The following is a 19,039-nucleotide window of genomic DNA, read 5'->3' on the forward strand; positions in this document are numbered from 1 at the left end:
GTCGGCGCCTGGGGCGCGGGGTTGCGCCATGAGCGGGCCGTTGCCGGCGGATCTGCTGGCTGCGTTCCGGCGCTGCGCCGCCGGGCTCACGGGTCTGGACGAGGCCGCCTATGCCGCGGCCGGGCGCGACCCGCAGGAGCCGGTGATCGGTCTCGGCCCGCCGACGGCCCCGGTGGCCTTTTTCGGGCGCGACCCGGGGCGCGAGGAGCTCGTCCACGGTGTGCCCTTCATCGGCGCCGGCGGACGTCAGGTGCGCGGCGTGCTGCACCGCCGGCGCCACGGCACCGCGCTGGCAGGCACGGAACAGGCCATTGCCGCGGGCGCGGACTACTTCTGGGCCAACACCGTTCCCTACAAGCCGTTCGGCAACAAGGCCTGGTCCATGGCCGTGAAGCGGCGCTTCCAGCCGCTGGTGGCGCGGCTGCTGCTGGCCGCTTGGCAGGGCAGGCATGTCATCACGCTCGGCCGCGAGGCGTTCCTTTGGTTCGGGCTGGGGCAGCCGCCGGCGACCCGGCAGCGGCTCGCGGCGCACTGGGCGGATCCGGAGCGGTTCGGGACCTCGGTGAGCCTGGACTATGGGCTCGAGGGCGTGGGCAGCCGGCGCCTGTGCCTGCATCCGCTGCCGCATCCCTCGCCGCTCAACGCCACCTGGTATCGGCGCTTCCCCGGGCTGCTGGAGGCGCGGCTGGATGCGCTGGAGGCGGCGCCGACGCGGGCCGCCGGAGGCGGGCTGTCGTGACCGTGCAGCGCTGGGGGGAGCTGACCAGTGCCGAGCTCGGCGCCGCCGCGGCCCGTGACCCGGTGGCCGTGCTGCCCCTGGCAGCCGTCGAGCAGCACGGCCCGCATCTGCCGCTGGAGACCGACTGCATCATCGGCGAGGGCCTGCTGTCCGCGGCGGCGTGGCGCCTGCCCCCGGACTGCCCGGTGCTGCGCCTGCCCGTGCTGAGCGTCGGCGACAGCCTCGAGCACACGCGCTTCCCCGGCACCCTCAGCCTGGATCCCGAGACCTTCCAGCGCGTGGTGGTGGAGTGGGGCGCCGGGGTGGCGCGCGCCGGCGTCCGCCGGCTGCTGCTGTTCAGCAGCCACGGTGGCAATCTCGCCGGCGCCGACGTGGCTGCGCTGCGCCTGCGCCATGACCACGGCCTGCTGGTGGTGCGGGGCAGCTATTTCCGCTTTCCGCCGCCGGCGGATGCACTGCCGGCCGAGGAGCTGCGCGTGGGCCTGCATGGCGGGGCGCTGGAGACGGCGCTGATGCTGCACCTGGCGCCGACGCAGGTGCGCCGCCGCGCCATTGCGCCGGCCGGTTCGCTGGACGAGACCCTGATCGGGACGAACCGCTGGCTGAGCGCCGAAGGGCCGGCCGGATTCGCGTGGATGGCCGGCGACCTTGCCCCAGGCGGGGTGACCGGCAACGCCGCCCTGGCCACGCCGGCCCTTGGCGAGCGGTTGGTGGCGCATTTTGCCGAGGCGCTGGCCGGGCTCATTGCGGAGACGCGCGCGTTCCCGCTCCAGGCGCTGCAGGGCTAGCTAGTGTCTGGCCCGCGTATCTCACCGATTCACGGCTGCGGGCCGGTCAGCCGTGCATGGCCTCAGTGCGCAGCACCTCCGCCAGCCAGTGCCCCGAGCGTTCCGCCTTGGCGGTCAGATAGCGCCGGTTGTGGACCGTGAGCTGACCGTGCAGGGCGTCGCGCCCAACCACCTCGATCCCGCCCTGCTGCAGGGCGCTGATCTTCTCAGGGTTGTTGGTGAGCAGACGGATACGGCGCACGCCCAGGTCCTCGAGCATGGCCACGGCCGCGTCGTAGCGGCGCTCGTCCTCCCCGAAGCCGAGCATGCGATCGGCGTCGACGGTATCGAGGCCATCGTCCTGCAGGCCGTAGGCGCGAAGCTTGTTGGCGAGCCCGATGCCGCGCCCCTCCTGCGCCAGATACAGCAGGATGCCACCGCCAGCGCGGGAGATGGCGGCGACGCCGCTGCGCAGCTGCTCACCGCAGTCGCAGCGCAGGCTGCCGAAGAGGTCGCCGGTAAGGCAGGCGGAGTGCAGGCGCACCGGCAGCGGATCGGGCCATTCTTCCGGCTCCCCGATCACCACCGCCACATGCTCCAGCAGCCCGTCGGTCTCGCGGTAGAGCACGAAGCGGCTTGCCTCCGCGCCCTCCAGCGGTACCCGGGCGTCACTGACGCGCACCGGGCGAACGCCCCGGTCGCTGGCGGCCTCCAGCGCACTGTGCGCCGGCACGCTCAGCATCGTGCTCTGCTCGATGAGGCGGCCGAGCGTGCCTTGCGGGCGGGCCGCTACACTCACTGTCGCGACGGCGGGGAGCAGCCGCCCGGCGCGGGCCAGGGCGAGGGCCGCCCGCTGGGCGGTGTTCGCGGGCCGGCACGGCCCGGGGACGTCCTCCGGCGGGTTGCCGGCGGCCGCGGCGAGGGCCAGCAGACGCCGGCAGTCGGCAGCCGGGCCGGGATCGACGGCCACACAGTCGGCGGAGCCGGCGTCAACCCCGAGTACGGAGGCACGGTGCGCGGTCAGGGTCAGTTGCAGATGCTCGTCGCTGAGGCGGCGCAGGCCCGCCAGGGCCGGATCGTCCAGGGCCTCAACCGGCAGCGCGATGACCGCACTGCGGCCATTGCGGATATGAACCGGCTGTCCGCGACGAAGATCGAACAGGGCGCGATCTGTACCGTGCATGGCACCTCCCGTGTGTCGGCGTCCTGCAATGGACCACGGCAGGTTGAAACAATTCCGCCATCTACACGTGGCTGCCCCGACGGGCGGTGAACGATGCGCACTGACGACGACACGGCCTGGCGGCTGCTGCTCGCCCTCGCGGAAACCCCGGCCGCCGGCGATGGCATGCGCGAGGCCCGCCACGGCGAGGCCCTGCTCGCCGTGACGGGCGACGGCAGCTGGCGCTGCGAGCCGGATCCGGACGCGGCGGCTGCGACGCTGCTGGATCTTTACCTGCCGGTCTGCGCACCCCCGGGGCAGCGGTTCGCCCTCGCCCAGCTCGGGCAGAGCCTGGACGGCCGCATCGCCACGCCCAGCGGGCACTCGCACTACGTCACCGGGGAGGCCGACCGCCGCCATCTGCACCGGCTGCGGGCGCTGGTGGATGCCGTGGTGGTTGGACCCGGCACCGTGGCCGCGGACGATCCCCGGCTCACGGTACGCAGCGTCCCAGGGCCGAACCCGGTGCGGGTGGTGCTGGATCCGCGGGGCGCGCTGCCGGAGTCCAGCAGCGTCTACCGCGACCGGGCGGCGGCCACTCTGCGCATCGCGCCGCCGGGCGTTGCGGCGCTGCCTGGGGTCGAGCAGCTTGCGCTGGACTCACCCGGGCCGGCCGAGATTCTCGCCGCCCTGGCCGGGCGGGGGCTGCACCGGGTGCTGGTGGAGGGTGGCGGACGCACGGTCTCCGCCTTCCTTGCCGCCGGCGTGCTGGACCGACTGCACGTCACCGTGGCGCCGGTGCTCATTGGCTCCGGCCGCCCTGCGTTATCCCTACCGGAGATCGCCACCATGCAGGAGGCCCTGCGGCCGCCGACGCGGCGGTTCCCGCTGGGGGAGGACCTGCTGTTCGACCTTGCTCTGGCTAACGGCGCATCAGGAACAGGGCACCCGGCAGGCTCGCGATCAGTACCACCGCGCCGTAGGTGACCGACGCCGCCACCCCGTCGGCGGCGGGCAGGCCGGCCAGTGGCCAGAGCAGCGCGGCGACGCCCTCGCGCAGCCCCCAGCCGGCGAAGCCGACGGGGATGAGCATGGCGAGCAGCACCAGCGGGATGAGCGGCAGCCAGTCCGCAGGCGCCCCCTCGATGCCGAGCGCCAGCGCGGCCAGCGCGAACACCCCGACGTAGCTCAGCGCCACCGCGAGCGAGGCCAGCAGCTGCACCGGCAGCACGGCGGGGCGCAGCAGCGCACGCCGGGCGTCGGCAAGCCAGGGCCGCAGCCAGGGCCGCCGGCGCAGACCGAAGGCGAGCCCTCCGAGCAGCAGCGCCGCGGCGGCGGCGCCGCCGCCGGCCCGGGCGAAGCCGGGCGGCAGCGCGGCCGCCTGCGGGCCCAGGCCGGACAGCAGCGCGGCCAGCACCAGAACGGCCATGGCGAGCTGGCCCGAGGCGCGTTCCAGGACCACGGCCCGCACCGCCGGCCCGGGCTGCGCCGCATCCCGGGCGTGGCGCCAGGCGCGGCGGGCGTCGCCCAGCACACCGCCCGGCAGCGTCTGGTTCAGCAGGGTCGCCACGTAGTACTCGCGCACCGCCGTGGCAAGGCCGAGCGGCAGGCCGAGACAGCGCGCCGTGTAGCGCCAGCGCCAGGCGGATAGCAGCACCTGGCCCACGGTCACGGCGAACGCGGCAGCCACCCAGGCGGGGGACAGCGCCGCCAGGCGGTCGGCGAGGGCCGTTGCGTCCAGCTGGGCGACGACGATGGCCAGCAGCGCGAGGCTGCTGCCGACCCGGACCCACGGCAGGCCGGTCATGGCACCGCGCCCGCCGGCAACGCCAGCACGTCCCGATGGCCCACGGTGACGCTACCCGCCGCCTTCCGGCGCCCGGCCCAGGCGCGAAACCGGTCCGCCGCCGCCGGCGCCTGCTCGCAGGCGGCGGCCACCCAGCCGTCGATCAGGGCATGGATGAGCGGGGCGTCCGCGGGGCCGAGCTGCCAGGGGCTGTCGGCCACGACCACCTCGCAACCGCTGGCGCGGAAGGCCGCGGCAGCGGTTTCCCACGCGGCCGGGCCCAGGGCCGGACCAAAGCCCTTGTCGCCCTGCTGATGTGCATTCAAGGCCGTGCGCAGACGCTCGTCGTCGGGGTCGGTGTCCGGCCACTGGATGCATCCGTCGTAGCTGAGGGCGAGCAGTGCCGGTACGCCGCGGGCGGCGCAGCCGTCGGCGAGGCGCTGCAGCCACTCCGCCGAGACGAGGTCCAGCAGCGCCGCTGCGGTCACCAGCTGCGCCTCGTCCAGCGCCCCCGGCAGGGCGCGGTCCAGGTCCGCGATCTCCCCGGCGAAAGTCACGGCGGTACCGTCGGCGGCCTGGGACGGAGCCGCGACGCCGGCGAGCAGCCGGTGGTCGTGATCCAGCAGCCGCCAGTGTTGCGGCCCGCGCAGGCGGGAGGCCAGATAGCGCAGGTTGCTGCCGCGGCCGGCGCCGAGGTCGAGAATGGTCAGCGGCCCGGTGGCGGGAAGATGCGCCCGCAGCCGGGGCAGGAGCCCGGCCGCGCGGGCGCGGTGGTCCGCCCCCTCGCGCAGGGCAAGCCAGTCCGCGGCGAAGGCCTCAGCCATCACCGGCCACCCCGCGCACCACCTCGGCAAAGCGCCGTGCGGCCTCGGGCCAGTCCGGCAGTGTCCGGCGCGCGCTGGCCGCGCCATCGGCCAGCTGCCGTCGCCGCGCCGGGTCGCGGATCAGCTCGGCGAGGGCCGCGGCCAGGGCGTCGGCGGCGCCCGCCGGCACGCTGACGCCGGCGCCCTCGGGCAGGGCCTCGGCCAGGGCGCCGCCGTCGGTGGTCACCACCGGCAGGGCGTGGGCAATGGCCTCGGCCACGGCCATGCCGTAGCCCTCGTAGCGGGAAGGGAGCACGAACAGATCCGCCTCGTGATAGTGCCCGGCGAGGGCCTCCGGGGGTACTGGCCCGCACAGGCACAGGCGCCCGCCGAGCCCGGCGCCGTCGATGGCAGCGGCCACCTCGGCGGCGAAGCCCGGCGCCTGGTCCAGCCGGCCGATGCAGTCGCAGCGCCAGGGCAGTTCCCGCAGCTGCGCCAGCGCCGCGACCAGCACGTCCTGGCCCTTGCGCGGGATCACGGCGCCGACGCAGAGCAGCCTCGGCGTGCCCCCGTCGCCGCCGGCGGCGACGGGGGCCGGATCGGTGCCCGGTGGCGCCACCCCCGCCGGACGCGGGTACAGATCCAGGGCCTGCAGCCGGCGTGCGGTGAAGGGGCTGGTCACCACCACCCCGCGCACGGCAGCCAGGGACCGGCGCTCGGCGTCGAGCAGCGCGGCGTGCGCCGCCGCGTCCAGCCCCGACTCGTCCGCCAGCGGATGGTGTACCAGCGCGACCAGGCGCAGCCGCTTGGCGTGGCGTTCGGTGATGGCCGCGGCGTCCCCCAGGGCGAGGCCGTCGATCAGCGTCACGCGTCCGGCGGGGATGGCGGCGAGGGCGGCCTCCAGTCCGCTGCGGGCGGCGGCATCGGTGCGCGGAAACCGTCCGGGAAGCCCGTGCACGGTCACGGGCTGGCCCTGGGCGCGTAGCCCCTCGACCATGCGGCGGTCGTAGCGCGTGCCGCCGGTGACCACCTCGAGACCGCCAGGGACCAGCAGATGCCAGGGGGTGGGGGTCACAGCGGCCGTTCGTAGGCGGCCCAGGCGACGTGGGACTCGTGCAGCGTGACCCGGATGCGCTCGAGGCCCTGGGCGCCGTCACCGAGCTGGCCCGCCCTGACGGCGTCGGCGAGGCGGTCGGCGACGTGCCGGGCGAGAAACTCGGTGGTGGTGTTGTGCCCGGCGAAGGCGGGCTCGTCATCCAGGTTGCGCAGGTTCAGGGCGCCCAGCGTCCCGCGCAGGAGGTCGGTCGCCCGGGCGATGTCCACGACCATGCCGTTGGCGTCCAGCTCGGCGCGCTGGAAGGTGGCGTCCACCACATACGTGGCCCCGTGCAGCTGCTGGGCCGGGCCGAAGGCCTCGCCGCGGAAGCTGTGGGCGATCATGAAATGGTCACGGACGTTGACGCTGAACATGGTGCTCCTCGGCGGTCAGTCAGTTTCGGCGGCGGGGTAGCGCACGCGATGGCAGAGGCCGGCCCCGGCGAGTACCCGGGGCAGCGTCTGCGGCAGATCGGCGAAGTCGCTCTCACCGTCGATCAGCGCTTCCCACTCCGGGTGGCAGGCGAGCAGGGCGAGGGCGAGGTCGAGGCGACGGGCGTGATCCCAGCGCGGGCGCTCGGCGGCTGCGATCTGGCCCACCTGGCTGGCGCGCAGGGTGAGCCGGCGGGCGTGAAAACCCTCGCCGAGCGGCAGGCTTATCTCGCGGTCGCCGAACCAGCTGAGCTCCACCACCTCGCCCTCGTTGCCGGCGAGCGCCAGGGCCTGGCGCAGCCCGGCCTCGCTGCCGCTGGCATGCAGGACGCGATCGGCGGGGCCGCGCACGGCGTCCGGACTGCTGAACGGTACCCCGAGGCGGCCGGCCAGGGCCGCGCGCGCCGGGTTGACGTCCACCAGCTGCACGTCGCTGCCGGGCAGTGACGCGCACAGGGCCGCGACCAGGCAGCCCACCACGCCGGCGCCGATGATGACGATGCGCTCGCCGACCCGCGGGGCGGCGTCCCACAGGCCGTTTACAGCGGTCTCGACGTTGGCGGCAAGCACGGCGCGCCCGGGCGGCAGGTCCGGCGGCAGCGGCCGCGCCGCGCCGACGGGGACGACGTAACGATCCTGATGCGGATGCAGGCAGAACACCGTGCGCCCGCGCAGGGCCTCCGGGCCGGCCTCCACGATGCCGACGCTGGCATAGCCGTACTTGACCGGCGCCGGGAAATCCCCCTCCTGGAACGGTGCCCGCATGGCGGCATGCTGGCTCTCCGGCACGCCGCCGCGGTACACCAGCGCCTCCGTCCCCCGGCTCACCCCGGTATAGAGCGTGCGCACGAGCACCTCGTCCGTCCCGGGATCGGCGAGGGCCTGACGCCGCAGGGCCACCTCACCGGGCGCGGTGATCCAGAGGGCGTAGGCGGTCTCGGCCATGAAGACTCCTCGCACAGGGCGGATGGAACCCGCATCCGCGGGCCGCGGTCGACTCCGACAGTGAACGACTGCAGGTTGACCTGTCGATGGCCGCAAGCGCCGCAAGTTCCAGCCTGGCACGCGTACTCGCAGACCTCGCCGTCGCCGGTGCCGGCGTGGTGGCGCTCGCCTGGGCGGTGGCGGTGCTGGCGGCCCTGCCCGGGGTCAGCGTGCTGGCGGCCCTGGCGGCCTATGGTCTGGTGGCGCTGCCGCTGGGGCACTGGCATCGCGGATGGCCGCTGACGCCGGCGGACCGCATCACCCTGGCGCGGGCGGTGCCGGTGGCGCTGCTCGCCGGCCTGCTGCCCTGGAACGATGTCCTCGCCCCCACGGCCTGGTTCCTCGTAGCAGTGGCGGCGCTGGCGCTGGCCGCGGACGGCCTGGATGGCGCCGTCGCGCGGCGTACCGGTACCGCCACGGCGGCGGGGGCGCGCTTCGACATGGAGCTTGACGCCGCCTTCCTGCTGGTGCTCTGCGCCTGGCTGGTGGCGCTGGACAGGACCGACGCCTGGGTGCTCGGGATCGGTCTGCTGCGCTATCTGTTCCTGGCTGCCGGCGTCGTCTGGCCGCGTCTGCAGGCGCCACTGCCGCCGTCGTTCCGGCGGCGGCTGGTCTGTGCCCTGCAGGGTGTGGTGCTGGTGGCGTGTCTGGCGCCGCCGATGGCCGGCCTCGCCGTGCCGCTCGCGGCTCTGGCGCTCGTTCTGCTGATCTATTCTTTCGGGGCCGATGTGCTCTGGCTCAGTCGCCGGCCGGCCCCCACGGAGAGGGAGGCGCATCATGCCTAGAGCGTGCCTGATGGCGGCCGCACTGGTGCCGGCTGTGGTGGCCGGTACGGCGGCGGCCGAACCGCAACGTTTCGTTATCGACGAGTCCCACGTATCGGTGGGCTTTCTCGCCGGGCATGCGCGTTTCGCCGACGTGCTCGGGCAGTTCACGGAGGTCGAGGGTGAATTCGTCTACGACGAGGCAGACCGCTCACTGGAGTCCGGCCGCGTCGTGGTCGCGGCGGACAGCGTCTATACCGCGCACGAGGACCGCGACGGCCACCTGCGCGACGGTGACTTCCTGGCCGTGGACGAACACCCCGAGATTGTCTTCACCGCCACCGGTTACGAGCCGGACGGTGACGATGGCGGGACGCTGCGCGGGGAGCTGACCCTGCTCGGCACCACGCGCCCGCTGACCCTCGACCTGACCATCAACCGCATCGGCGAGCATCCCATCGGCGGCGCCTACACCCTGGGTGCCTCGGCACGGGGCAGCCTGCAGCGCAGCGAGTTCGGCATGGACTATGCGCTGGAGGACGATCTGGTCAGCGACCGCATCGATCTCATCATCGAATTCGAGGCCATTCGCGAGGACTGAATCCCCGCAAGCCCGGCAGCTGAATAACAACCTTCAAGGAGTCCCCATGGCCGACTACATCCTCTACGGAACTCCGCTCAGCACCTACGTGCGTACCGTGCGCATGGCCTTCACCGAGAAGGGCGTGGACTACCAGCTGGCCGACGTGAACATCTTCCGCGGCGAGCATCAGTCTGAGGCCTATCTGGCCCGCCACCCCTTCGGCAAGGTGCCTGCGCTGGAGGCTGGCGACCTGTCGCTGTTCGAGACGGCGGCGATCCTGGAGCTCATCGAGGGCCGCCATCCGAAGCCCCCGCTCCAGCCCGCGCAGGCCGAGCCACGGGCGCTGATGCGCCAGTGGCAGAACGTGGTGGACCACTACGTCTACCCGACACTGATCGGGCAGGTGGTCTGGCAGCGGGTGGTGCGGCCGAACCTGCTCAACGAGGGGACCGACGAAGTGGTCGTCGAGCGGGCCATGCCCGCCGCCCGTCGGCAGATGCACCTGCTGGAACGCCATCTTGGAGGCGCGCGCTGGCTCTCCGGCGACACCATCGGCATCGCCGATCTCTACCTTGCGCCGATCATGGCGTATTTCTCCCAGACCCCCGAGGGGCGTGGCGTTCTGTCGGAAGCGCCAGCGCTGGGCCGATGGTGGGAGCACATCTCCGACCGGGAGAGCTTCACTGCTACCCAGCCGGGCTGAGATGGCCGCGGACCGGCGCTCCGGGGGCTAGCGGCGTCCTGTCAGGTCTCAGCGGGCCGATCCAGAGCCCCGAGGGCTGGCGATACGCTCGATGGGAGTCGCGTGGCAGGCGGGTAATTGGCGGTGATTTTTCCTGTCCCAACGAAAACGCCCGGCGCGAGGCCGGGCGTTCGGTGGGGTCAACCCGACCCGCCGCTTACCAGCGGCGGCCCTGACCCTGGCGGGGACCGGAGCCGCCGGCCCGCTCCTGCGCCTCGTTGATCCGCAGCGAGCGACCGCCGAGATCGGTGCCGTTGAGCCCCTCGATCGCCTTCTCGGCGTCGCTGGAACCCATGGTCACGAAACCGAAACCGCGCGGGCGGCCGGTGTCGCGATCGGAGATCAGTCGCACGGACTCGACGTCGCCATAGGCGGCGAAGAGGTCGCGGACCTCGTCCTCGGAGGCGGTGAAGGGCAGGTTACCCACGTAAATCGAAGTCATAGGATCGTTCACACTCAGACATCTGTGTCGTAGACCGGCCGCCATAGGGCGGTCCGGCGCGCATCCGGGGCGACCACACGGCCCACCCGGCAGGGTCGTTGACCTGTCGCCACTGGAAACCCTGAGACGCTGTGGGGCGGATGCCCCGGAGTCGGCGGGAAGCAGAAGGCAAGCGGTGCCTGACCTGCCGTGGACAATATCCCAGCCGCCTTCCCACCGCAAGCGTTTTTTTTACCGCCACCGGCGGTGGCCGGACGGTGCCTCGTCACGCTGGCGGTGGGCCCGCCGCCGGTGCCAGAATCCTGCCATGGCTAAGCCCTCGTCACGCAGGCTGCGCGTGGGCCTCGCCCTCGGCGGCGGGGCCGCCCGCGGCTGGGCGCACGTCGGCGTCATCCGCGGCCTCGAGGAGGCCGGTATCGTGCCGGACGTGGTAGCCGGGACCTCGGTGGGCGCCATCGTCGGGGCCATGTACTGCAGCGGGCACCTCGACGGCTTCGAGCACTGGGTGCGCCGGCTCGGGCGGCGGGAGATGCTGAGCTATCTCGACCTCGCCATGGCGAGCGGGGGCTTCTTCGAGGGCCGGCGGCTGGCGGATCGCTTTCGCAACGCCCTCGGCGATCTGGACTTCGAGGCCCTGCGCATCCCCCTCGGCATCGTCGCCACCGACCTATACAGTGGCCATGAGCGGTGGCTGCGCAGCGGCGATGTCTGCTCGGCGATCCGCGCCTCCATCTCCCTGCCGGGGCTGTTCACACCGGTGCGCCACGATGGCGAGTGGCTGGTGGACGGCGGGCTGGTGAACCCGGTGCCGGTCTCGCTGTGCCATGCCATGGGCGCGGACATCGTCATCGCCGTGAACCTGAACGGCGGGCTCGTCGGCCGTCATCTGCGACGGGAGGAGCCGGCGGAACCGGAACGACCGGATGCGACCTCCGGCGAGGGGCCGGCGACCTCCATCGAAGGCTGGTTCGAGCGGCTCTCCAGCGGCCTGCGGGATCGTGCCGGGCTGCTGCCGGCCCAGTTCCGGCGGGGGTCCGCCGAGTCGGCGCCGGGGCTGTTCGACGTCATCGCCACGGCGGTCAACGTCATGCAGGATCGGATCACGCGCAGCCGCATGGCGGGGGATCCGCCGGAGCTGCTGATCAGCCCGCGCCTCGCGCACATCGCGCTGCTCGAGTTCTACCGCGCCGCGGAGGCGATCGAGGAAGGCCATCAGGCGGTACGGCGGCTGCAGCCGGCGGTAAACGAGCTGGCCGATCAGCTGGGTGTGGCACCGCGACAGAGCGAGCAAACAGGAGAGGCGCCATGAGCCTGAGCGAATCCAGCATGCTGGCCCTCGGCACCGAGGCCCCGGATTTTGCCCTGCCGGACACCGAGGGCAACATCGTGCGCCGGGACGACTTCCGCGGCGCGCCGGGGCTCGCCGTGGCCTTCATCTGCAATCACTGCCCGTTCGTGCAGCACATCGCCGATGGGCTTGCCGCGTTCGGGCGCGAGTACGGCGAGCGCGGCCTTGGCATCGTGGCCATCAACGCCAACGACCCCGGCAGCCATCCGGCGGACTCGCCGGAGAAGATGCGCGAGGAAAAGACGCGGCGGGGCTATCCGTTTCCGTATCTGTTCGACGAGAGCCAGGCCGTGGCCAAAGCCTACGGTGCCGTCTGCACCCCGGATTTCTTTCTCTTCGATGGCGACTTCCGCCTCGTCTACCGTGGGCGTTTCGACGGCAGCACGCCGGGGCGGGAGGTACCGGTCACCGGTGCCGACCTGCGCGCCGCCGCGGACGCGCTGCTGGAGGGGCGCCCGGTGCCGGAAGAGCAGCTCCCGAGCATGGGCTGCAACATCAAGTGGCGCGCCGGCAACGCCCCTCCCTACGCCCGCTGAGCGCGCACCAGCCGCATGGGCCGGCGCGGCCACCGGCCAGCCGCTGGCAGGTGCCATAACGAGGAACTGCCGTGACCGACGTCGAAACGCTCCGCCGGATTCTCAAGGAGAACCACACCGTGGCCGTGGTGGGGCTCTCCGCCAAGTGGTATCGCCCGAGCTACTTCGCCGCCAAGTATCTGCTCGATCACGGCTACCGCGTGATCCCGGTGAACCCGGGGGAGGAGGAGATCCTCGGCCAGCGCTGCTACCCGAGCCTGGAGGCCGTCCCCGAGCGGGTGGACGTGGTGGACATCTTCCGTCGCCCGGCGGACGTGCCGCCCATCGTGGAGTCCGCCATAGCCATCGAGGCGCGGGTGGTCTGGATGCAGATCGGCGTCATCCACGAGGCCGCCGCCGCCCGCGCCCGCGAGGCCGGCCTCCAGGTGGTGATGGACCGCTGCATGAAGATCGAGTACGCGCGCCTCTTCGGCGGCCTCGGCTTCGTCGGCGTCAACACCGGCATCATCAGCGCCCGGCGTTCGCAGTACCTGCCCTACTGAGCCGCGTGGCGGCTCAGTAGGGAAGGTAGTTTTCAGTCGGCAGTTCAAAGTTCAAAGACCCACTCAGCACGCGAGGGCTGCACCTCACAACGCTGCGGCCTCTGAACTTTGAACTTTGAACTTTGAACTCGGAGCGAAGCTCATGGACCACGAGTACGGCTTCGAAACCCTCTGCCTCCACGCCGGCCAGCAGCCGGACCCGGCCACCGGGGCGCGGGCGGTGCCGTTGCACCAGACCACGTCGTATGTCTTCGACAGCACCGATCACGCGGCGTCGCTGTTCAACCTGCAGACCTTCGGCAACATCTACGGGCGCATGACGAACCCGACCACCGCCGTGTTCGAGGAGCGCATGGCGGCGCTGGAGGGCGGGCGCGCGGCGGTGGCGGCGGCCTCGGGGATGGGGGCGCAGACCGCCGCGCTGCTGACCCTGGTCGAGGCGGGGGACGAGATCGTCGCCGGGCGCACGCTCTACGGGGGCACATTCAGCCAGCTGGACGTCACCTTCCGGCGCCTCGGCATCACCACGCACTTCGTGGATGCCGACGACCCGCAGGCCTTCCGCGCCGCCATCACGCCGCGCACCAAACTGCTCTACGGCGAGACCCTGGGCAACCCCGTCGGCAATGTCCTGGACATCGAGGCGGTGGCTGCGGTGGCCCATGATCACGGCCTGCCGCTGGTGGTGGACAGCACCATGGCGACGCCCTATCTGTGCCGGCCCATCGAGTACGGCGCGGATATCGTCGTCCACTCGGCGACCAAGTTCATTGGTGGCCATGGCACCGCGCTCGGTGGCGTCATCGTCGAGTCCGGGCGCTTCCCCTGGGACAACGGCAACTTCCCGGGCATGACCGAGCCCTCCGACGGCTACCACGGCGTGCGCTTCTACGAGACCTTCGGCGACTTCGGCTACACCATGAAGGTGCGCTGCGAGACGCTGCGCACCCTCGGCCCCACGCTTGCGCCGATGCACGCATGGCTCTTTCTGCAGGGCCTGGAGACGCTGCCTCTGCGCATGGAGCGCCACTGCGAGAACGCTCTGGCGGTGGCCGAGTTCCTGCGCGGGCACCCGCAGGTTTCCTGGGTGAAGTACGCCGGCCTCGAGGACAGCCCCTACGCCGAGCTATGCCGCAAGTATCTGCCGAAGGGGGCCGGCGGCATCGTCAGCTTCGGCATCCGCGGTGGCCACGAGGCGGGCGTGCGCTTCATCGAGTCGGTGCAGTTCCTCTCCCACCTCGCCAATATCGGGGACGCGAAGACGCTGGTGATCCACCCGGCTTCCACGACCCACCGCCAGCTCAGCGAGGCGCAGCAGGTGGCCGCCGGCGTGCCGCCGGACATGATCCGCCTCTCGGTGGGACTGGAGACCCTGGACGATATCCTCTGGGACATCGACCAGGCCCTCGCCCGGGCCGACGGCTGACCGCCGCTCAGAAGGCTGACTGCAGGCCGTCGTCGAACAGCAGCCGATCCAGGGGCAGGGGTGCCTCGACGCCGGGGCCCTCGGTGATGCGCGGCTCGGTGATCCGGCGCAGCAGCTCGTAGTAGCGGCGGATGCGCGCGACGTAGGCCACCGGCTCCGCGCCGCGGGCATAGCCGTAACGCAGCGTCGAGTAGTAGCGCTCCTGGGCCAGTAGCGGCAGGCGTTCGCGGACGTCGAACCAGGAGTCGGGGTCACCACCCTGGCGCTCGGTCAGCACGCGGGCGTCCTCCAGGTGCCCCAGGCCGACGTTATAGGCGGCGAGCGCGAACCAGGTGCGATGCGGCTCGGCGATGGACTCCGGCAGGCGCTCGAGCAGGCTCGAGAGGTAGCGCGCGCCACCGATGATGCTCTGCGCCGGTTCCAGACGATCCTCGATCCCGACCTGGGCCGCGGTGCTCAGGGTCAGCATCATCACGCCCCGGACCCCGGTAGGGGAGACGGCTTCCGGATCCCAGTGGGACTCCTGATACCCGATGGCCGCAAGCAGGCGCCAGTCCAGGTCGTGTTCCGCGGCGGCCTCCTGGAACGCGGAACGGTAGCGCGGGAGCACCCGGGTGACATCGCGGATGAAACGCCGCGTGCCGACGTAGTCGAAGCGCCGCAGATGCCCGTGGTAGCGCTCGAACAGGCTTGCCAGCTTGCCGCTCGCCTCGAACCGGTCCAGGAAGGCGTCGGCGCGTGCGCGCAGGCTGTCCTGCCCCGGGCGGAAGGCCCAGCGCAGGCCGTAGGGCTCCCCCAGCGTGAACGCGCTGCGGACCTCGGGGTAGAAGTGCTGGTTGACGGTGAGCTCGTTGGAGTCGGTGACGACGGCATCGGCCTGGCCACTCGTCAGGCGATAGAGGAGGTCGTCGCTGCTGGCGCGGGGCAGGCTCTCCCAACGGACCCCGGGATAGGGCTCGGCGGCCGCGCGCAGGCGGGCCTCATGCAGTGAGTCGGACACCACCAGCAGCCGCCTGCCTGCGAGCTCACCGATGCCCGTCGGCCGGTCGCCGCCATTGGCATAGACCACCCGGGGCTCGACGGTCATGTACGGGCGCGAGTAGGCAAAGCGCTCCGCGTCCCCCGGGCGCTTGCCGAGGCCGCCCGCGGCCATGTCGATCTCGCCGCGCTCCAGCATGGCGAGGAGCGTGGCGATCTCCGCCACCGGCCGGAATTCCACCGCCAAGCCCAGCGCTTCGGCGAACCGGCGCACCAGCGCCTGCTCGAGGCCGTGGGCACCCTGCCGGGTCTCGTAATAGGTGGTGGGCCCATAGCGCGTGCCCACCACCAGCGTCCCCCGCGCGGTGAGCTCGTCGAAGGGTTCCCGTTCGGGCTGGGCCTGCAGCCAGGCGACGGCGAGCAGGGCGGCCAGCAGCAGCGCGATGACGGCGTGGGCCTGGAGTCGGCGCATGGAAGGTGGTGCGCCCCCTTCGACCAGCGGGACGAGTATTGTAGACTACGCCTCACTCGCACAGGGCCCGCCCCTGTCCGAGCGCCGGAGAGGTGGCTGAGTGGTCGAAAGCGCCGCACTCGAAATGCGGAGTCCCTTAACGGGGACCGGGGGTTCGAATCCCTCCCTCTCCGCCATACCCACGAACAAGGGGGCCTCGCGCCCCCTTTTTCGTGGATACCGGCAAAGCCGGGATTCGAACCCCCGGTCCGGCCATGCGCGGTTCGGCGGCGCGGCTGGGCGTCAGTGTCTGGCGCGAAGGCTGAGGTAACGGCGCAGCTGCTCGAAGAGAGCCTCCTGCTCCGCGTCAAAGCGGACTCCACCCTCCCAGCGGCTGGCCTCGACGCCGATGCGGCAGAGCTCACCGGTCAGGCTCACGGGGGGCTGCGTGCCCGGCAGGGGCAGCTGCACGGTGATCGGGCTGCCCGCGGCCGGCGCCTCGTCCTTGCTCGCCACCTGCCCCGCGAGCCCGCAGCCGGCGGCGCTGATGTCCAGCATCAGCGCCTGCTGGGCGGCGCCGGCGAGGTCGATGTCGCAGGGGAGGGCACACGGCAGCCGCGGGTACTGGCGCACGCTCACCTGCTCCACGGTGTGGGGATAGAGCACGAACAGCAGGTAGTCCGGCTCCGTGAGCAGGCGCGTAATGGTGGTACGAAAGCCGTAGATGATGCCGTCATACAGGCAGCGCACCAGCAGTGTGTCGTCGGCGCGGAGATCGAGTGCGGTCAGCGCGCTGTCGTCCTCGCCGTGGCCGCTGCGGAGAATGATGTAGGCATGGACGCCGCGGCCACCGTAGCCGACGACCTCGGCGGTGGCTTTTTTCGTGCTGCCTGCACGCTGCAGCCGAAGGCGCGAGCCGGCCGCGAGCAGAAAGCCGGTGGGTGTATCGCCTTCGGTGCCCTGCGATGGCTGCTGGTTCGTGCTCATGGGTCTCCCGTGGTGGTCTGTCGTGATCAGCCCGCGGGGCTGCCGCCCGCGAACCGTGCCGGTGGCGTGGCCGCTGCGAGGAGCTCCTCGAACGGGCAGGGGTGGTGGACGCCGTAGCCCTGGGCGGAGTCGACGCCGATGCGGCGCAGGATTGCGAGCACGGCGTCATCCTCGACGAACTCGGCGATGGTGCGCTTGCCGAGCGCCCGGCCGATCTGATTGATGGACTCGACGATGGCGCGGTCAAGCTCGTCCTCGGCGATGTCGCGCACGAACAGCCCGTCGATCTTGATGAGATCCACCGGAAGGTTCTTGAGATAGCCGAAGGAGGAGAGTCCGCTGCCGAAATCGTCCAGGGCGATGCGGCAGCCCCGCGCCTGCATGCGGGCGATGAATTCCCGCGCGTCCTGGAGGCTGCGCACGGCCGCCGTCTCGGTGATCTCGAGGCAGATCTTGTGGCCCGGGATGCCGTACTCGTCCAGCAGGCCCTCCAGCAGCGTGAGGTAGCGCGGGTTGCCGAGGGACTGGGCGGAGACGTTCAGATGGCAGAGATTGAGCGCCGCCAGGTGCTCGGGGTGCTCTGCGAGCCGGCGGAAGGCATGGCGGGCGACCCAGGTATCGATTTCCGTGGCCAGGTCGAACCGCTCCGCCGCCGGCATGAAGGCGCCCGGGGGGTGCTGCGTGCCGTCCGACCCGATCAGGCGCACCAGCAGCTCGTAGTCCAGGGGCGCCGGGCCCGGCATGACCGGCCGTATGCGCTGGCCATGCAGCACCAGCCGGTCCTCCGCGAGGGCGCTGCGGATGCTCTGCACCCACTGGATCTGGCCGTGATGCTCTACGACCGAGTGATCCTCCGGGGTGTAGGCCTGGAGGCGATCGCGGCCGCGGTCCTTCGCCATGTAGCAGGCGACGTCGGCGGCGCGCAGCACCCAGGGCACATCGCGCACGCCGGCGTCCAGCGTCACCACGCCGATGCTGGCGGTGAGCCGGAAGCGCTGGCCCTCCCAGCGGAACTCTTCGCTGCGCAGCCGCTGCAGCAGCTTGGCCGCGGTGCGCTCGCCGTCTGCCGGGCCGACGTCGTGCAGGATGGCGGCGAACTCGTCGCCGCCGAGGCGGCCGATGAGGTCGGAGTCGCGGACCGCGCGTCGCAGCGTGTCGGCGACGTGGGCCAGCAGCTGGTCGCCGGCGAAGTGGCCGCAGCTGTCGTTCACCACCTTGAACTGGTCCAGGTCGATGAAGCAGAACAGGTGCCGCCGCGCGGTGCCGTGGGTCTGAGCGAGCAGCGCCTCCAGGTGATCCTCCACGGCGTGCCGGTTGGCGAGCCCGGTGAGACGGTCGTGGGTGGCCTGGTGGCTCAGCGCGTTCGCCAGCTCCCGGGCCTCGGTGACGTCCTCCACCATGGCGAACAGCCGCTCCGCTTCGCGCCCCCTGCCCCGCACCATGGACAGGGTCACCCGTCCCCAGCCGGCGCGGCCGTCGCTGCGCTGGTAACGGCGCTCCGTCGCCACCGGCCGATGCGGGCCGGCTCCCGGGCCCGGCAGCAGGGTCTCGTCCTCGGCCGCCCGGGTCGGAAAGTAGTTCTGCAGGCGCTCGCCGATCAGGCGCTCGGGGCGTAGCCCCAGCAGCCGGCAGAGGGCGGCGTTGACGTTGCTGAAGCGGCCCTGGCGGTCGAGCTCGGCGAGGCCGATGGCGGCCTGCTCGAAGAGTGCGCGGAATTTTCGCTCGGAGCTCTGCACATGGCGGTGCACGGCGATGAACAGGAACACGCAGAGCGTGGCCATGAACAGAAACGCCATGGCGGCCCCCGCCACCAGCACCCGCTGCAGCCACTCGGCGCCGGCGGTGAGCGTCTCCGCAAAGGCCTGCTCGATTTCCCGGTGCTGGGCCCCGATCTGGGCAAGGGAGGCCTGCAGCAGCTCGCGCAGGTTAGGATCGAAGCTGCGGGCATGCGCCGTTTCCAGGCGGTCGGCGACGCTCTCCAGAGCGAGCAGGTGGTCGTCGCCGGCGCGCCACAGCTCGATCGCCTCGCGGAAGTAGGGGGCATCCGCGAAGTAGCGGTGCATCCAGACCATGCGGCGGACGTTGTCCGGGGCATTGGTGCCCTGCAGGAACTCGGCCCGTGCCCGCTCGATGTCCGGTGGCTCCGCCTCCAGGGCCATGCGTGCGCGCCGGTCGCTCAGCGGGTGGACCAGGGCCTCCCGCGCCCGTGCGAGGTACTGCGGGTCGCCGTGCTCGGCGAACAGGTACAGAAAGAGCACCGCGTCCTTGCGGGCGCGGGACCACTCGCTCTCGGCGAGGATGTAGGCGCGCGCACCCGCCTGAATCTCCAGCACCACCGCCGTCAGCAGCGCCGAGAGACCCGCCATGACAATGAGCGCACCGCAGCTCAGGGCAAGCAAGCGGTTCGAGCGCCGACGGCGCTGAAGGGGGACTGCGGTCAAGAGCGCGCTCCGGATGGCCCTCTGATGCCGT

At 72.1% G+C, this 19,039-nt stretch carries 20 protein-coding genes and 1 tRNA gene; 11 read left to right on the top strand and 10 right to left on the bottom strand.

Annotated elements, in window-relative coordinates:
* Positions 1-28: 28 nt before the first annotated feature.
* On the top strand, positions 29-739 hold the full coding sequence (locus LMH63_RS06940; protein ID WP_109676980.1) for a uracil-DNA glycosylase family protein: 711 nt from the start codon (positions 29-31) through the stop codon (positions 737-739).
* The gene (locus LMH63_RS06945; RefSeq protein ID WP_109676978.1) at positions 736-1,527 is read left to right on the top strand and encodes a creatininase family protein; all 792 of its coding nucleotides are present in this window, start codon (positions 736-738) and stop codon (positions 1,525-1,527) included. Before LMH63_RS06940 ends, LMH63_RS06945 begins: the two co-directional genes overlap by 4 nt.
* 46 nt (positions 1,528-1,573) lie before the next feature.
* Here LMH63_RS06945 and LMH63_RS06950 read toward each other — a convergent pair whose 3' ends face one another.
* Positions 1,574-2,689 (bottom strand): GTP cyclohydrolase II, encoded by a 1,116-nt coding sequence (locus tag LMH63_RS06950; RefSeq protein WP_109676976.1) that lies wholly within the window; start codon positions 2,687-2,689, stop codon positions 1,574-1,576.
* Between the two features lie 165 nt (positions 2,690-2,854).
* Between LMH63_RS06950 and LMH63_RS06955 the strand changes: the two genes are divergently transcribed.
* A complete protein-coding gene (locus LMH63_RS06955; RefSeq protein ID WP_109677195.1) occupies positions 2,855-3,655 on the top strand; it encodes a dihydrofolate reductase family protein in 801 nt (266 codons plus the stop codon).
* Here the strand turns inward: LMH63_RS06955 and LMH63_RS06960 are convergent.
* From LMH63_RS06960 to LMH63_RS06980, 5 genes are read right to left on the bottom strand one after another with little or no spacing between them, the layout of a single operon-like run.
* Positions 3,591-4,475 (bottom strand): lysylphosphatidylglycerol synthase transmembrane domain-containing protein, encoded by an 885-nt coding sequence (locus tag LMH63_RS06960; protein WP_109676974.1) that lies wholly within the window; start codon positions 4,473-4,475, stop codon positions 3,591-3,593. The genes LMH63_RS06955 and LMH63_RS06960 overlap by 65 nt on opposite strands.
* The gene (locus LMH63_RS06965; protein WP_109676972.1) at positions 4,472-5,278 is read right to left on the bottom strand and encodes a small ribosomal subunit Rsm22 family protein; all 807 of its coding nucleotides are present in this window, start codon (positions 5,276-5,278) and stop codon (positions 4,472-4,474) included. The genes LMH63_RS06960 and LMH63_RS06965 overlap by 4 nt, the downstream gene beginning before the upstream one ends.
* Positions 5,271-6,332 carry a glycosyltransferase family 4 protein gene (locus LMH63_RS06970; RefSeq protein WP_109676970.1) on the bottom strand — a complete coding sequence of 354 codons (1,062 nt, stop codon included), beginning with the start codon at positions 6,330-6,332 and terminating at the stop codon, positions 5,271-5,273. The genes LMH63_RS06965 and LMH63_RS06970 overlap by 8 nt, the downstream gene beginning before the upstream one ends.
* Positions 6,329-6,727: a 6-pyruvoyl trahydropterin synthase family protein gene (locus LMH63_RS06975; RefSeq protein WP_109676968.1), complete on the bottom strand. Its 399-nt coding sequence runs from the start codon at positions 6,725-6,727 to the stop codon at positions 6,329-6,331. The genes LMH63_RS06970 and LMH63_RS06975 overlap by 4 nt, the downstream gene beginning before the upstream one ends.
* A 15-nt stretch (positions 6,728-6,742) precedes the next feature.
* Positions 6,743-7,729 (bottom strand): zinc-dependent alcohol dehydrogenase, encoded by a 987-nt coding sequence (locus LMH63_RS06980; protein ID WP_109676966.1) that lies wholly within the window; start codon positions 7,727-7,729, stop codon positions 6,743-6,745.
* Positions 7,730-7,815: 86 nt separating this feature from the next.
* Here LMH63_RS06980 and LMH63_RS06985 point away from each other — a divergent pair, with 86 nt between their 5' ends.
* The 3 genes from LMH63_RS06985 to LMH63_RS06995 are packed head-to-tail and all read left to right on the top strand — an operon-like array spanning position 7,816 to position 9,818.
* Positions 7,816-8,553, top strand: coding sequence for a CDP-alcohol phosphatidyltransferase family protein (locus tag LMH63_RS06985; protein ID WP_109676964.1), 738 nt, complete (start codon positions 7,816-7,818; stop codon positions 8,551-8,553).
* A complete protein-coding gene (locus tag LMH63_RS06990) occupies positions 8,546-9,133 on the top strand; it encodes a YceI family protein (RefSeq protein ID WP_109676962.1) in 588 nt (195 codons plus the stop codon). Before LMH63_RS06985 ends, LMH63_RS06990 begins: the two co-directional genes overlap by 8 nt.
* A 46-nt stretch (positions 9,134-9,179) precedes the next feature.
* Positions 9,180-9,818, top strand: a complete 639-nt coding sequence (locus LMH63_RS06995) for a glutathione S-transferase family protein (RefSeq protein WP_158280315.1) — start codon at positions 9,180-9,182, stop codon at positions 9,816-9,818.
* Between the two features lie 196 nt (positions 9,819-10,014).
* On the opposite strand, the gene LMH63_RS07000 is transcribed toward LMH63_RS06995, so the two are convergent.
* Entirely contained in the window at positions 10,015-10,299 is a 285-nt protein-coding gene (locus LMH63_RS07000; protein ID WP_109676959.1) for an RNA recognition motif domain-containing protein, read from the bottom strand.
* 307 nt (positions 10,300-10,606) lie between these two features.
* Here LMH63_RS07000 and LMH63_RS07005 point away from each other — a divergent pair, with 307 nt between their 5' ends.
* The 4 genes from LMH63_RS07005 (at position 10,607) to LMH63_RS07020 (ending at position 14,151) form a co-directional block, all read left to right on the top strand.
* Positions 10,607-11,608, top strand: a complete 1,002-nt coding sequence (locus tag LMH63_RS07005; RefSeq protein WP_109676957.1) for a patatin-like phospholipase family protein — start codon at positions 10,607-10,609, stop codon at positions 11,606-11,608.
* Positions 11,605-12,183, top strand: coding sequence for a thioredoxin family protein (locus LMH63_RS07010; protein ID WP_109676955.1), 579 nt, complete (start codon positions 11,605-11,607; stop codon positions 12,181-12,183). The genes LMH63_RS07005 and LMH63_RS07010 overlap by 4 nt, the downstream gene beginning before the upstream one ends.
* Before the next feature lie 71 nt (positions 12,184-12,254).
* The gene (locus LMH63_RS07015) at positions 12,255-12,725 is read left to right on the top strand and encodes a CoA-binding protein (protein ID WP_109676953.1); all 471 of its coding nucleotides are present in this window, start codon (positions 12,255-12,257) and stop codon (positions 12,723-12,725) included.
* A 142-nt stretch (positions 12,726-12,867) separates the two neighbouring features.
* Positions 12,868-14,151 (top strand): O-acetylhomoserine aminocarboxypropyltransferase/cysteine synthase family protein, encoded by a 1,284-nt coding sequence (locus tag LMH63_RS07020; protein ID WP_109676952.1) that lies wholly within the window; start codon positions 12,868-12,870, stop codon positions 14,149-14,151.
* A gap of 7 nt (positions 14,152-14,158) precedes the next feature.
* Here LMH63_RS07020 and mltF read toward each other — a convergent pair whose 3' ends face one another.
* Entirely contained in the window at positions 14,159-15,601 is a 1,443-nt protein-coding gene (gene mltF / locus LMH63_RS07025) for a membrane-bound lytic murein transglycosylase MltF (RefSeq protein ID WP_109676951.1), read from the bottom strand.
* 86 nt (positions 15,602-15,687) lie between these two features.
* On the opposite strand from mltF, the gene LMH63_RS07030 reads away from it, so the two are divergent.
* A tRNA-Ser gene (locus LMH63_RS07030) sits at positions 15,688-15,777 on the top strand.
* A 106-nt stretch (positions 15,778-15,883) separates the two neighbouring features.
* Here LMH63_RS07030 and LMH63_RS07035 read toward each other — a convergent pair.
* The gene (locus LMH63_RS07035) at positions 15,884-16,567 is read right to left on the bottom strand and encodes a PilZ domain-containing protein (protein ID WP_109676950.1); all 684 of its coding nucleotides are present in this window, start codon (positions 16,565-16,567) and stop codon (positions 15,884-15,886) included.
* Between the two features lie 26 nt (positions 16,568-16,593).
* Complete coding sequence (locus LMH63_RS07040; protein WP_146205174.1) at positions 16,594-19,008, bottom strand: putative bifunctional diguanylate cyclase/phosphodiesterase; 2,415 nt, start codon at positions 19,006-19,008, stop codon at positions 16,594-16,596.
* Positions 19,009-19,039 lie beyond the last annotated feature (31 nt).

The organism is Spiribacter halobius, assembly GCF_020883455.1.
Lineage (GTDB): Bacteria > Pseudomonadota > Gammaproteobacteria > Nitrococcales > Nitrococcaceae > Sediminicurvatus > Sediminicurvatus halobius.